Source organism: Clostridioides sp. ZZV15-6388, assembly GCF_020657755.1.
Classification (GTDB): Bacteria; Bacillota; Clostridia; order Peptostreptococcales; family Peptostreptococcaceae; genus Clostridioides.
In genome coordinates this window covers 21,525-35,528 of the sequence record NZ_JAGWCU010000025.1, presented here as the reverse complement: position 1 = coordinate 35,528, position 14,004 = coordinate 21,525, and the positions used below count along the sequence as shown (strand labels likewise).

The 14,004-nt window shown below is 27.5% G+C and carries 13 protein-coding genes; 1 reads left to right on the top strand and 12 read right to left on the bottom strand.

Annotated elements, in window-relative coordinates:
• Window positions 1-583: 583 nt before the first annotated feature.
• From KGF48_RS14235 to KGF48_RS14185, 11 genes are all read right to left on the bottom strand, one after another.
• Entirely contained in the window at window positions 584-3,619 is a 3,036-nt protein-coding gene (locus tag KGF48_RS14235) for a diguanylate cyclase domain-containing protein (protein ID WP_227868171.1), read from the bottom strand.
• 618 nt (window positions 3,620-4,237) lie between these two features.
• Complete coding sequence (locus KGF48_RS14230; protein ID WP_227434788.1) at window positions 4,238-5,017, bottom strand: phosphatidate cytidylyltransferase; 780 nt, start codon at window positions 5,015-5,017, stop codon at window positions 4,238-4,240.
• A gap of 12 nt (window positions 5,018-5,029) precedes the next feature.
• On the bottom strand, window positions 5,030-5,764 hold the full coding sequence (locus KGF48_RS14225; protein WP_227434789.1) for an isoprenyl transferase: 735 nt from the start codon (window positions 5,762-5,764) through the stop codon (window positions 5,030-5,032).
• Window positions 5,765-5,792: 28 nt separating this feature from the next.
• Entirely contained in the window at window positions 5,793-5,996 is a 204-nt protein-coding gene (locus KGF48_RS14220) for a hypothetical protein (protein ID WP_227829504.1), read from the bottom strand.
• Between the two features lie 2 nt (window positions 5,997-5,998).
• The gene (gene frr, locus KGF48_RS14215; RefSeq protein ID WP_227829505.1) at window positions 5,999-6,556 is read right to left on the bottom strand and encodes a ribosome recycling factor; all 558 of its coding nucleotides are present in this window, start codon (window positions 6,554-6,556) and stop codon (window positions 5,999-6,001) included.
• A gap of 25 nt (window positions 6,557-6,581) precedes the next feature.
• Entirely contained in the window at window positions 6,582-7,286 is a 705-nt protein-coding gene (pyrH, locus tag KGF48_RS14210; protein ID WP_227829506.1) for a UMP kinase, read from the bottom strand.
• Window positions 7,287-7,369: 83 nt separating this feature from the next.
• Complete coding sequence (gene tsf, locus KGF48_RS14205) at window positions 7,370-8,281, bottom strand: translation elongation factor Ts (protein WP_021384993.1); 912 nt, start codon at window positions 8,279-8,281, stop codon at window positions 7,370-7,372.
• Between the two features lie 78 nt (window positions 8,282-8,359).
• Window positions 8,360-9,073, bottom strand: a complete 714-nt coding sequence (rpsB, locus tag KGF48_RS14200) for a 30S ribosomal protein S2 (RefSeq protein WP_003424537.1) — start codon at window positions 9,071-9,073, stop codon at window positions 8,360-8,362.
• Between the two features lie 206 nt (window positions 9,074-9,279).
• The gene (locus KGF48_RS14195) at window positions 9,280-10,464 is read right to left on the bottom strand and encodes a D-alanyl-D-alanine carboxypeptidase family protein (protein ID WP_227868170.1); all 1,185 of its coding nucleotides are present in this window, start codon (window positions 10,462-10,464) and stop codon (window positions 9,280-9,282) included.
• 103 nt (window positions 10,465-10,567) lie between these two features.
• Entirely contained in the window at window positions 10,568-11,626 is a 1,059-nt protein-coding gene (locus KGF48_RS14190; RefSeq protein WP_227840976.1) for a potassium channel family protein, read from the bottom strand.
• A 204-nt stretch (window positions 11,627-11,830) separates the two neighbouring features.
• Window positions 11,831-12,478, bottom strand: a complete 648-nt coding sequence (locus KGF48_RS14185; protein WP_227829508.1) for a helix-turn-helix domain-containing protein — start codon at window positions 12,476-12,478, stop codon at window positions 11,831-11,833.
• Between the two features lie 183 nt (window positions 12,479-12,661).
• Between KGF48_RS14185 and ytaF the strand changes: the two genes are divergently transcribed.
• Window positions 12,662-13,285 (top strand): sporulation membrane protein YtaF, encoded by a 624-nt coding sequence (ytaF, locus tag KGF48_RS14180; protein WP_227840975.1) that lies wholly within the window; start codon window positions 12,662-12,664, stop codon window positions 13,283-13,285.
• 138 nt (window positions 13,286-13,423) lie between these two features.
• Here the strand turns inward: ytaF and KGF48_RS14175 are convergent, their stop codons facing one another.
• The gene (locus KGF48_RS14175) at window positions 13,424-14,002 is read right to left on the bottom strand and encodes a response regulator transcription factor (RefSeq protein WP_304521140.1); all 579 of its coding nucleotides are present in this window, start codon (window positions 14,000-14,002) and stop codon (window positions 13,424-13,426) included.
• Window positions 14,003-14,004 lie beyond the last annotated feature (2 nt).

Here is a 14,004-nt window from a genome sequence, read left to right as displayed (position 1 = left end):
AAAAAGTATCTTTGGTTATGAATACTGGACATTGTACAAATAACATAATTACATTATTAATAAAATCAAATTGAAATCAACTTAGTTATTATATAAACATTTTATTCTTACAATTATTAATATAAATAAAACCACTAAGAAAAAGCATTAGCTCCCTTACTAATGCTTTTATCTATTGCTAATTTTGATTACAAATTTTTTAATTCTTCTAGCATGCTATGTACTTATTATACTTTTACAATATTTATATTATTTTTCAGTCACATATTTATTAAAAAATTCTTTTTCTTCTATACGATGTGACATTTCAATAATGCACTTAATAATACTGTAGACTTTTTCACGATTAAAGGTTTCTTTAAGTAAGCTTTTATTAATGCTTTAACCTTTTCTAAAATTGAATTAACTGGTTCTGATATTTCATTAAAAGCATTTTCAGTTACCTCAATTATAATGTATCTATAATAACTAATCACTTATTAAAGGTGATTAGAATACTTTGTAGTTATATGTGTTTGTCTTAAATAGTTCCATCATTTGTATACTAAAATAAACCCAATTCTTGATAATATTGATTTTATTTTTAGATAGAAAACATACAATATGTATTTTTACCTTCTTCTTTTGCTCTATACAAAGCACCATCTGCACGATGATATAACTCATAAAACTGTTTACCATCTTCTGGATATATAGAAATACCTATACTTACACTTATTTCAAAACTTAACTCATCATATGTAAACGTAGTATCTAATCTTTTTAATATATCATGACCTTTTTTTTGTAGGCTTTCTTTTTCTCCATTATACTCCATAAATGCTATAAATTCATCACCTCCAACACGGCCAACAATATCTGTTGTCCTAAAGTTACTTTTCAAACATTTCGCTAACTCAATTAAAATTTTATCTCCAAATACATGCCCCATAGTATCATTAACATCCTTAAAATTATCTACATCAATCATAAATAAAGCATAGTTCTTATTTTCATCACATGATAGCAACATGTGTCTTATCTTTTCCTCAGTAGTACTTTTATTTAGTAACCCTGTCATTAAATCATTTTGAGATTGTTCAATTAACTTATTGTACTCTCTCTTTTCTTCATCAATATTTCTTATTTTCCCTAGTATTGATATAGTAGTATCCCCAATCTTATCAGGTTCATTGAACACTATAGAACACCATAGATGTATATCACCTTTAGAACGTATACGTATCTCTATTTCTTCTGGTTTGTTACCAACATGTGCTTCTTCTAAAGCATCAAGTAAAATCTTATGATCTTCTTCATAAATATTTGATAACTGTTCATCAATTGTTCCTCTTGGTTCTATCCCAAATATACTATAATAATTATCAGAAAATGTTATTGTATCATACTTAAAACTATATTCAAATAAAACATCACCCCACTGTTTTAAAGCCCTCTGATAACGATTGACCAGTCTATTAGATTTTTTATCACTTTTTTCACAAGTTGCATCTGTTACATCTACAATACTTGAATAAAAGTACTTCTTTCCATCTTTATCACTTTTACATAACCTAGAAATTGTTTCTAAATAAATTAAACGATTATCTTTACATCTAATACGATAGTGAAGTGTAACTATATCTTCAGAATTAACTTGACTTATCATATCGCCAAGTACAATTTTTCTATCTTCTTCAATAATTAAATTGATATACTTTCCATCAAACTTACTTTTAATTTCTTTTTCTGTATAACCTATCAATGATACAAAGCTAGGAGAAATATAATCTAAAGTAAAATTTTCATCAAAACGAATACATTTTACACAAGCAGGAATATTATCCAAAACTCTTCTGTATTTCCAATATGATTCTTCCATCTCTAAAGACCTTTTCTTAAGCCTATCATTTTCTATTATGACTACAATTAAACTTTTAGAACCCTGCTTACCTTTTACTACATTGCCTGTTCCAAGTATCCATATAGGAGTTCCATCAGATTTTACTACCCTAAATTCAATTGTGACTATATCACTAATTCCAAGTTGCCTTCTAATTTCATAATTCACATATTCTATATCCTCTGGGTGGACAAATCCTAATGCTTGATTTTTAAATTTTTCTTCCATCTCTTTGACAGTATAACCTAACATCCTTCTATAGCCTTCATTACATGTAAGAAAAGTAAATTCAGGGTCCATTCCTACTTGAAATATGCCTGCATAGGCATTATCAACCAATTCCTTTATATTCATTGGATGTGTTGGAGTAAATACAGAATATACCATACTTTTTTCTTTTTCTATAGAGATGTCTTTTGATATAATATCTTCTTGATAATTAAGAAACTCAAAATTTTTTTTAAAGTAATACTCATAAAATTCACTTGCATTTATAGGCTCATTATAATAAAATCCCTGCAATATTTCTGGTTTCATCTGTTCAATTATTTTTAAAGTTTCTTTATTTTCAATTCCTTCAACATAAACTGACATATTCATACTATGACATAAATTAATAATTTGAGATACAATTTTTTGGTCTATTACATCATATGTAATACGATTTAAAAGAGTATGATTAATTTTCAAAGAATCAGCACTTAACTCACGAAAAATTTCTAAAGATGAATGTTTTGCTCCAAAACTGTCAAATGTAATCCTAATACCTTGACTGCGAAGAAAGTCAAAAGAATTCCTTATTTCTTCTATTTTTTTTATGTTATCATTTTCTGTTAATTCCAATGTAATTAGAGATGGAGATATACCCTCTTCCTTTATAGTATCTAAAATAAAAAACTTGAAGCTAGGTTCTTCAAGCTGCTGATATGACACATTTATATTCATCTTGAAATTTGGCATATACTTTATCCATATTTTTAATTGTTTTAAAGCTGTTTTAATCACCCATTGGCTAACTTTATCCATAAGACCAGAAGACTCTAAAAAAGGTATAAATTCAGTTGGTCCAAGTTTCATTTCAAAATTAGTATTTTTCCAGCGAAGTAATACTTCGCATCCATACAGTTTCTTGCTATTAGTAAAAATAAGTGGTTGATAATTTAAATAAAATCCTTTAAAATTATTTAAGACACTTTCTCTTAGATACTCTATCAACTGTATAGAATACTGCGAAAAAGTTAGCTCATCTTTTGAATAGACAATTAGTGTTTTTTTGCCTTGCTTTTTTGCTCTTTCAAATGTAACACGTGCATTTTGATACAATGTATCACAATCTATACCATCTTTTGGATAAAAGCAAATACTTCCTGATATCGTGAATGAAATAGCATGTCCATTAATCTGTTTTATACATTGTGCTATATCTTGAAATCTATTAAAGAGTTTTGTTAATTCATAACAATCTCCATTTGGATACAAAATTCCAAAACCATTTCCATCTAATCTATATAAACTTATGTTTTCAGGTAAAAAAGGTAAAATAGATTTAGAAAATTTTTTCAAAACCCTATCTCCAAATGAATAAGAATATAAGTTATTAATCTGTTCGAAATCATCAATTCCAATAAACATAATACCATATGGCTTTTTCTGAGTTTCTAAACTTGAAAGCATCATTCTAAAATTGTAATTTCCCTTTAAATTTGTTAATTTGTCTATAATATTATTAGTTAACATGTCTATTAATCCATCCTCCTTAAATTACTTTAACTTTTTGAAATAAACATTTCTCTATTATTTTTTTAATTCCAATCATATTTTCTAGTTCTGAAAATTTTTATATGTATAATAAATTCTTACCTAATTCAAAAGTTATTTTTATACTGGTATACTTTAAATTACATCATCAACTTGATGATATTGAAGATGGAGTACCTAATATATTTCAATAAACAATTAAAATATATTATTTATTGAGAATTTAACTATTTGAATCTATTTTATCATATTTTGGAAATATTTTCCTTTATTTTGAGATATCACTTAAATTATACCCCTACTTATCAAATAAAATCAATAATATACTTATTACTGATTAATTATATATAAAAATAAAATTTATAAATTGAGAATAAATCAGTTATATTTAGATATATAGCTTATAAAAAGATAATATATTTAAAAATGTCGAAATTATTAAATAAAAAAAGATTTTTTACAATATTTTCTAAATTATAAAAAAAATGAAAATAGCCATGTAACTAAATACTCACAGAATTCTTCTGCTTTTTAAAAGTTACATAGCTATTTTCATTACTAGCAATTATAGACTGCCTTTTTAAAACCAACCAATCTTTATCTAATAAAAAATTTAATAGTATTATATACAAAGGGCGCTACTAATATAACACTATCGAATCTATCTAATATACCCCCATGACCAGGTATTATCTTTCCATAATCCTTTATCCCTACATATCTCTTTATTGAAGATGCAAATAAATCTCCCAATTGAGCTATTATACTTCCTATGCTTCCTATTATAGCCAATTGAAGCAAATCAATACCAAATAAATACCCAAATAAAATACAACAAAGTGTACTTCCTATTATTCCTCCAATAGCTCCTTCTACAGTCTTTTTAGGACTCACTTTAGGAATTAACTTATGTTTGCCAAGTAAATAGCCACTAAAATATGCAAATATATCTGTCATAAAAGATATTACAAATATAAGCCATACATAGATATTTCCTCTTTCAAAGCTATTTATAGTTATAACTATAAAATCTAAAAATACTCCTATATAAAAAACTCCTAAAAATGTAATCGAAACATCTATAACATTGCTTTTGCCCATCAACATATAAATTATACTTGCTAAAAATAAAATGAAAAGCACTGCATAAGTATATTCCAATGGTAAGTTAAAAATATTTTTTACAGCTAAATAAATAGAAAATATATACCCTATAATAAATATTGGATGTATATCTTTTATTTTAAATGCTTTATAAAATTCATGTAATGCAATATAAACTATTGCCATCTCAGCTATATAAAGAGGTATCCCTCCATATACAACAAATAGAAATAATGGAACCAGAGCTAGTGAAGCAATAATTCTTGTAAGCATAAAATAATCTCCTTACTTAAGTCCTCCAAATCTTCTATCTCTTTTTTGATATAAATATATAGCCTTTTGTAATTCTTCTTTATTGAAATCAGGCCAATGTATATCAGTAAAGTAAAACTCAGAATAAGCAACTTCCCAAAGTAAAAAGTTACTCAATCTTTGTTCTCCACTTGTTCTTATGACCAAGTCTGGATCTGGTATAGACTTTGTGCTTAAATAGTTTTTTATAATATCTTCATCAATATTGTTTATATCTATTTTACCACTTTCACAATTTTTTACTATATCTATAAGAGCATTTTTTATATCTGCCCTACTTCCATAGTTCAATGCTAAATTTAAGTTAACTCCTGTATTGTCTTTTGTCATTTCCTTAGCTGAATTTAATTCTCTTATACAAGTTTTTGGTAAAGCACTTATCTCTCCTATAGCTGTTACTTTTACATTGTTTTGATGCAGTTCAGCTATTTCATTTCTTAAGTATGTAGATAATAAGTTCATAAGTGTATCAACTTCAAGTTTTGGTCTTTTCCAATTTTCTGTTGAAAATGCATATAGTGTCAAGTGCTTAACACCTAAATTTGAACATTCTTTAACTATATCTCTTATAGTTTCTACTCCAGCCTTATGTCCTGCAGTTCTTGGAAGAAATCTGGATTTTGCCCATCTTCCATTCCCATCCATTATAATAGCAATATGAGTAGGTATGTTATTTAAGTCTATGTCATACATGATGTTGTTATTCATATTTTGCCTCCAATATTGTTCTGACTCCTTAAATTAAGGAGTCAGAAAAGTATGTGATTATTAGTTCTACACTATCACCTATCTCAGATATTTTTATAACTCTAGGAACTACAAGTTTATCTTTATCCTTTTTACCTTCAATAGATTTTATGGTATAAGCTACATTTCGTTCATCAAAATATTGTTTTACCTCATCTATATGAAGACCTAAAAGGTTATAATATTTTTTCAATATTATACCTCCATTATATCCTTTTCTTTTTTAGCTAATAATGCATCTATTTCTTTTATAAATTTATCAGTCATTTTTTGAACTTCATCTTGTGCTTTCTTTAATTCATCTTCTGTTATTTCTCCGCCTTTTTCCATTTTCTTAATTTTTTCATTGGCGTCTCTTCTTTCATTTCTTATTCTAACTTTAAATTCTTCTGAAGCTTTACTAGCTTTTTTAGCTAATTCTTTTCTTCTTTCTTCTGTTAAAGCAGGTACAGAAAGTCTTATAACTTCACCATCATTTGATGGATTTAATCCTAAATCTGAGTTAGCTATAGCTTTTTCTATTTCGTGCATAGCAGATTTGTCCCAAGGAGATATCATTAATATTCTTGGCTCGGGTACAGATATAGCACCAATTTGATTTATTGGAGTTGGAGTTCCATAATAATCAACTCTTATTTTGTCTAACATTTGTGCATTAGCTCTTCCTGCTCTTATAGTTCCAAATTCGAACTTTAAAGCATCAATTGTCCCATTCATTTTCTCTTCTAATTGCTTATGTATTTCTAGTTTCATAATTTTACTCCTCCTTCATTCTTCATTATTTTACAGTAGTTCCTATATTTTCACCTTTTACTGCTCTTATTATATTCTCTGTTGTAAGCTCAAATACCTTTATTGGAATCTTATTATCCATACATAAAGATGTAGCTGTAGAATCCATAACTTTTAACTCTTTTTGTATAACTTCCATATGACTTAACTCTGTAAATTTCTTAGCATCTGCATGTACTTTTGGATCCTTGTCATATACTGCATCAACATTTTTAGCTAACAAGATAACTTCTGCTTCCATTTCAGCAGCACGTAAAGCAGCAGTTGTATCTGTTGTAAAGTAAGGGTTTCCAGTTCCTGCACCAAATATAACAACTCTTTCCTTTTCTAAATGTCTAACTGCTCTTCTTCTTATATATGGTTCTGCAATTTGTCTCATGTCTATAGCAGTTTGAACTCTTGTAGCAACGTCTATATTTTCTAGTGCATCTTGTAATGCCATTGCATTCATAACTGTAGCTAACATACCTATATAGTCAGCAGTAGTTCTATCCATTCCTTCGCTAGTTCTACCTCTCCAGAAGTTTCCGCCACCTACAACTACAGCCACTTCAACACCTATTTCTTGTATTTTTTTAATAGCAATAGCAATATCATTAACTACATCATTATTTATACCAAAACCTCTTGCTCCCGCTAATGCTTCTCCACTTAATTTTAACAATACCCTTTTGTACATTGGTTTATCCATCAGAAACCTCCTATTTCAATCCTTCATATCCATTTTTTCTATTTTTTAAAAAAGAGAACACCTGCGTGTTCTCTCTTTGGTTATTATTTAAGTTGCTTAGCAACTTCTTCTGCAAAGTTTTCTTCTCTCTTTTGTATACCTTCACCAACTTCGAATCTCACAACTTTAACAACTTTTATATCAGAACCTACTGCTTTAGCAACATCAGCTACTAATTGTTTAACAGTTATATCTGGATTTTTAACGAAAGTTTGCTCTAATAAACAAACCTCTTTTAATTCTTTTTCTAATCTTCCTTTAACCATTTTTTCAACTATATTAGCTGGCTTTCCTTCATTTAATGCTTGTTGAGTTAATACTTCTGTTTCATGTGCTATGTATTCAGCATCTACTTCATCTCTTGAAACGTATTTAGGATTCATAGCAGCAACTTGCATAGCTACATCTTTACCTAATTCTAAAACTTTAGCATCTCTAGCTTCTGTTTCCATTTCAACAAGAACACCTATTTTTCCACCACCGTGGATATATCCAGCAACTTGTCCATTAGTTACAACTTTAGCAAATCTTCTAAAGTCTAATTTTTCACCTATTTTTGCAACTCTATTATTTAAAACTTCTTGTAAAGTTATTCCTTCTCTATGAGTTTCACCTAATAAAGAAGCGATATCTTCTTTATCAGTAGCTAATGCCATACAAGCAGCATCTTTAACGAACACTTTGAAGTCTTCATTTTTAGCAACGAAATCTGTTTCTGAGTTAACTTCTACCATAGAAGCAACTGTGTTATCATCGTTCATTTCTATTGCAACTAGACCTTCAGCAGCAACTCTACCAGCTTTTTTAGCAGCTTTTGATAATCCTTTTTCTCTTAATAAATCTACTGCTTTTTCCATATTTCCTTCAGCTTCTTGTAAAGCTTTCTTGCAGTCCATCATTCCTGCGCCTGTACTTTCTCTTAACTCTTTTACCATTTGAGCAGTTATATTAGCCATTTTTTAAGTTTCCTCCTACTTATTCTATTCCATATTATAAATGGTAAGGGCAACCCTTACCATTTAATTGTCAAATTATTATTCTTGGTCTTCAGCTACTTCTTCTTCAGCACCTTGTCTACCTTCAATTACAGCTGTTGCCATAGCACCAGTTATTAATTTTACGGCTCTTATTGCATCATCATTTCCTGGTATAGCAAAGTCTAATTGTTCTGGATCACAGTTTGTATCAACTATACCAACTACTGGTATACCTAATCTGTGAGCTTCTTGAATAGCTATGTTTTCTTTTCTTGGGTCAACTACGAACATTGCACCTGGTAATTCAGGCATGTCTTTTATTCCACCTAAGTACTTTTCTAGTTTTTCTTTTTCAGCTCTTAATTTTATAACTTCTTTTTTAGGAAGAACGTTAAATACGCCTTCTTCTTCCATTTTTTCTAATTCTCTTAATTTATTTATTCTAGTTTTTATAGTTTTGTGGTTTGTTAACATTCCACCTAACCATCTTTCATTAACAAAGTACATTCCGCATCTTTCAGCTTCATCTTTTATCGCATCTTGAGCTTGTTTCTTAGTTCCTACGAATAAGATTGGCTTTCCTGTTTCAGCTACTTCTTTAGTGAACTTGTAAGCTTCTTCAACTTTTTTAACTGTTTTTTGTAAGTCGATTATATATATTCCATTTCTTTCTGTGAATATATACTTAGCCATTTTAGGGTTCCATCTTCTTGTTTGGTGACCGAAGTGAACACCTGCTTCTAATAATTGTTTCATTGATATTACTGACATATTTACCTCCTGGTTTTATACCTCCAGCTTGATCTTCTCCCTAAAAAACCATGTAATAGGCACCTTTTAAGGATCCCAATGCTGTGTGTGATTTATTTTATTTTTTCACCTCTAGTAGTATATCATAGAGGTGAAAAAATAACAATATTTTTTCCATATTTTCTATTTTTATATTTTTTTGTATATTTTATACCATTTTTTTGAATTTAATTTGCAAATTTCATTTTTAATTTTGTTTTTAATGGTATATTATCAACACTATTATCACTGACTATATCTACACTTCCAAGTAAATCACCTGAGCTAGTGTAATATTTTATAGTACCCATAGTATCACCTTTTTTAACAGGATATTCCATATTTTTAATCTTTACTTCGGATTTTATATTTTCATCATTTTTTAATATTGTATAAAGTTCATTTTTGGCTTTTAAAGCAACCTCTAATTCTTTCATTCCTTTTATATATCTCTTACCAATAAAGCTATCTTTATCAATTACTTTTTTCATATTAAAATTCTCTTTTCCATATTTTAACATGGCCAAAGAAGAAGATATTCTTTTATCTTTATGATTAGCACCTAATACAACGCCTATTACTCTACGTTTTTTCTCATTTTTATCATTCTTATTAACAATCATAGAAAATGATAAACAATAACCAGCATTCCCAGTGTACCCTGTTTTTATACCATCAACTTCAGGTATAATTCTCAATAGTGCATTTGTATTGCTTTTTTCAAAGCTTCTATCTGAGTTTGTATAGGTTTCCATATCAGTTATAGCTGTTACTTGCTTTTCATAATGGTCAAACATGTATTTTCCAAGAATAGATATATCTCTTGCAGTAGATATATTTTCTTTTGCTGGTTTTTTTGGATTACTTAAATCATATATTGGAAGACCATTTGGATTTAAAAAATGGGTATTAGTCATTCCTATTTCTTTTGCTTTTTTGTTCATCCTATCTACAAATGCTTCTTTAGATTTGCAAATATGTTTTGCTATAGCAATTGCGGCATCATTTCCTGATACAATCATAAGACCTCTCATAAGTTCTATAAGTGGCACTTCTTCACCAACTTTTAGTTTATAGCTTGAACCTTTCACTGAAGCAATGGACTTGTCTATCTTTATTATGTCAGTTTCTTTTACTTCTTTATTTTCAATAGCCTCTATTGCAAGCAAAAAAGTCATCATCTTACTTAAGCTTGCTAAAGGTACCTTCATATCAGGTTCTTTACCATACAAGACTCTACCTGTTTCTTGGTCTATAAGTATAGATGTTTTTGAGTATTTGTCTACGGATTTTTCATCAGCATATGAATAATTTGGTATTATAAATGCTAGAATCAGAGTTAATGTTAAAATTTTTTTTATTCCGTTTTTCAATTTTTTCACCTTCTTGGATTATTAAGTATATTTATATTTAAATTTTCCCTCTTTAGTCCAATTTATATCTAGTAATTAATACCTATCCATATTTACACAGATATTATCTTATCATTCTCTTAATAATCACAGATGCCCAAATTGCTCCTATTGTAACTCCTAAAAATACTTCTATACCTGCTAAAGCTTTACCAATCAAACTTGTAGCAACCATATCTCCGTATCCTACTGTACTAAATGTAGCCATACTAAAATACCACAAATCTATATACGTTTTAAAAATTTCACTTGCTGAATAATTACCTAAGTTATTTATATTTAGAGTTATAATTGTACTGTTTGAACTTTCTATACCTACAAATAGATATAATAGGGCAAAACTACTTATTATAGCTATAATCACAAATAATATATTCCACGGTTTTTCTCCATAACCTGTAGTATAGTGCGCTATTTGGTCAAAAAACTTTTCAACTAAATAACTGCTGAGAGTTGGATAATCAGAGCGTTTTATCATTTTACTACTATAAATTCTTTCCTTATAATAATAAGGTCCTATCATCTCATAATCTCCAATTTTTGTAGCTTGATTTCTAGCTATTCTATAATTTATTTTTCCATGCTTGCATTCACTTTTTCCATACTCCACATTTTTAAGTATAAATTTTGTACACATACTAAAAATTATTCCATCCATTCTTGGAAAATTTTCTACCTTATTAACTACTAAATCAGGCCCTTTAAATTTTACTTTTTCAAATATCTTATCATTTATATATACCTTATTAAACTTTGTTTTATTAAAATCACAATTTTCTAAAAATACACAAGCATTAAAAAATACCTGACCCCTAAAATCTGTATAATTAAAAATAACATTTTTTTTAAAAAGATATTTTCTAAAATTTGCTTCTTGTTTAAATATTGTTTCAGAAAAATTTAATAATTTATAGTCATAAGTTAATATTTCTTCTGCATTAAATTTATTTTCAAATATAAAGCCATTAAATTCATTTATTTCTTCCTTATATATATTGTCCATCATTAGTTTTATATCTTCACTAGATTTATTTTCTTTATGAAAAATACAATATCCAGAAGAATCTGCTTCTCTATGACATTTTTTTCTTTCATCTATTTTAGATATCCATTTGCAATTCATAAATATCCTCCAGTACAAAAAAATTATCACTATTTTGTATTAGTTTGGATATTATTTTATTTTATATACTTAAATACATACAAAATATATATTAAATTGTTTATTTTAAAATTTTCAAGTTATTTCTCATTAGATGAACAGTAAAATTTATCTATACTCAACACCTTTGCTTGTCATCTTCATTAAAGTAGTATAATTACAAAACTACTTATCTTTTCTAAGTAGTTTTGTAACCATATTTAATGCTACTAAGTCATCCATAAATCCTATTGGGAATACAAAGTCTGGAATAACATCTGTTGATATAACAAAGTAAAGCAACATACTTCCAATTAATAAATATTTCTTTATTCCTAATTTTCCTGTACAAAATTCAGCATACATATCTCTCAGCCTATCTGTAAATTGACCTTGTTTTTCTATGGAATCTATTTTTTTACTAAAATTATCAAAAAGTAATTTTTTCCCTTCATCTGTTTGAACATATAACTTACATTTACTTAACTCTTTCTCAATATTTCCGTTGAAATTTTTATCATTAATTAAATTTGCAAATCCTAGTACATCATCAAAGTTACTAAAATCGCTATCTATATTAAAAATTTGTTTATTATTACTGTTTTTAAATTCATATCCTGATGCTTTTAATAGCTCTTCTAAGTTTACATTTAAGTGTATTGCAATCTTTTCTAGGTGATTTATATTTGGTTTTTGTTTATTATTTGCTATTCGAGATATAGTAGATTTATCAATTCCGCTTTTTTTGCTCAATTCTCCCATTGATGTTGACTTTTCTTTTAATAACGTCTTCAATAGATTACCAAAATTCTCAACCTCACTATGTTGCTCCATTATTTTCACCTGCTTTATTATGTTTGGTTTTATATTATATAATATGAGTTTTTTGTTTTTTAGGTGTTGCAAAATGTTGAAATTTTATCAACACTCTATTGGTTTATCTGTAACAATTTATCTCTTTTTACAATACTATAAATATATAAGTACAAAATTTAAGAGAAAGGATGTTAATCTACTGTGATTGAATCAATTTTATTAGTGACTTCTCTTTGTATAGATGCCTTCGTAACAAGTTTTGGATATGGCGTAAATAAAGTTAAAGTTCCTTTATATTCGAATATAATTATTAGTGTGGTTTGTTCAGCAATTTTGGCAATTTCACTTTTTGCAGGTACAATAGCCAGAGACTTCTTACCTCAAAATATAACAATGTTAATATGTTTTTTAATTTTATTTTTATTAGGAAGTGCTCGATTAGTTGAGAGTTTCTTTAAATCTTATTTTAAGAAAAAATCCATACATTCAAAAGATTACAAATTTAATATGCTAGACCTTAAATTAAATTTTAATGTCAGTGTTGAACCTGATACTTTAGATACAAATAAATCTAAAAGTCTTAAATCTGCTGAAGCATTTACACTTGCACTTGCTTTAAGCTTAGATGGATTAGCTATTGGATTTGGGAGTGGTCTTGTAGGTGTAAATTATATACAAGTTATCTTGTTTTCTCTAATTTCAAATGTAATAGCAGTATCATTTGGTTGTTTACTAGGAAATGTATTTGTTAAAAATATAAATCTAAATTTATCTTGGTTAAGTGGTTTGATTTTACTAATTATTGGATTTATGAAAATATGTTAACAAAAAGGCTATCTTAAAATTTTATTTTAGATAGCCTTTTTATATATATTTTAAAAGATAAAAACTTCTATTTAAATTTAATTATTATATTAGATAAAAATTGACAATCAAATACCTTTACTAAATTACAAACTTTTCTTATTGCATATTGAGTTTAATATATCCAAGCTGAACTCCCTTTGTGACAGCTTCTAATGAAGAAGATACATTTAGTTTATCAAAAATATTTTGGATATGATTAGACACTGTTCGCTCACTTAAATATAATTGACTTGCTATATCTTTTCTCTTAACTCCATTATATAGAAATTGCAATATTAATTTTTCTCTATCCGTTAGCTCTTCAATATATTTTATTTCATCTGGAAAATAATTATATCCATTTTGAATCTGATTTAATATTTCAATAAATTTATCTGGCTCGATATTTTTATTTATAAAGCCTTTAGTACCCATTTTTTGAGCTTCATACTTATATACAGGTAAATCATAACCCGTTAACATGACTATATTTACTTTAGGTATCATTCTTATAATGTCTTTTGCTAGAGACAACCCATCATTATCAATCTTTCCTAAATTAATATCAATAAGAATTATATCGGGTTTTTCATTTTTAATTATTGAAATTACCTGGGAAATATCTTTAATATAAATAAATTTTTCTATTTCAGTATAATCTTCCAATGCAATTTCTAAGCTTTTTGCAAATAACACAT

Excerpts from the sequence above, each read along its gene's own strand:
- tsf (WP_021384993.1), bottom strand. The coding sequence starts at position 8,281 with ATGGCTAATATAACTGCTCAAATGGTAAAAGAGTTAAGAGAAAGTACA.
- pyrH (WP_227829506.1), bottom strand. The coding sequence starts at position 7,286 with ATGGATAAACCAATGTACAAAAGGGTATTGTTAAAATTAAGTGGAGAA.
- KGF48_RS14230 (WP_227434788.1), bottom strand. The coding sequence starts at position 5,017 with ATGCTTACAAGAATTATTGCTTCACTAGCTCTGGTTCCATTATTTCTA.
- rpsB (WP_003424537.1), bottom strand. The coding sequence starts at position 9,073 with ATGTCAGTAATATCAATGAAACAATTATTAGAAGCAGGTGTTCACTTC.
- KGF48_RS14190 (WP_227840976.1), bottom strand. The coding sequence starts at position 11,626 with ATGAATTGCAAATGGATATCTAAAATAGATGAAAGAAAAAAATGTCAT.
- KGF48_RS14225 (WP_227434789.1), bottom strand. The coding sequence starts at position 5,764 with ATGAATAACAACATCATGTATGACATAGACTTAAATAACATACCTACT.
- KGF48_RS14235 (WP_227868171.1), bottom strand. The coding sequence starts at position 3,619 with ATGTTAACTAATAATATTATAGACAAATTAACAAATTTAAAGGGAAAT.
- frr (WP_227829505.1), bottom strand. The coding sequence starts at position 6,556 with ATGAAACTAGAAATACATAAGCAATTAGAAGAGAAAATGAATGGGACA.
- KGF48_RS14185 (WP_227829508.1), bottom strand. The coding sequence starts at position 12,478 with ATGGAGCAACATAGTGAGGTTGAGAATTTTGGTAATCTATTGAAGACG.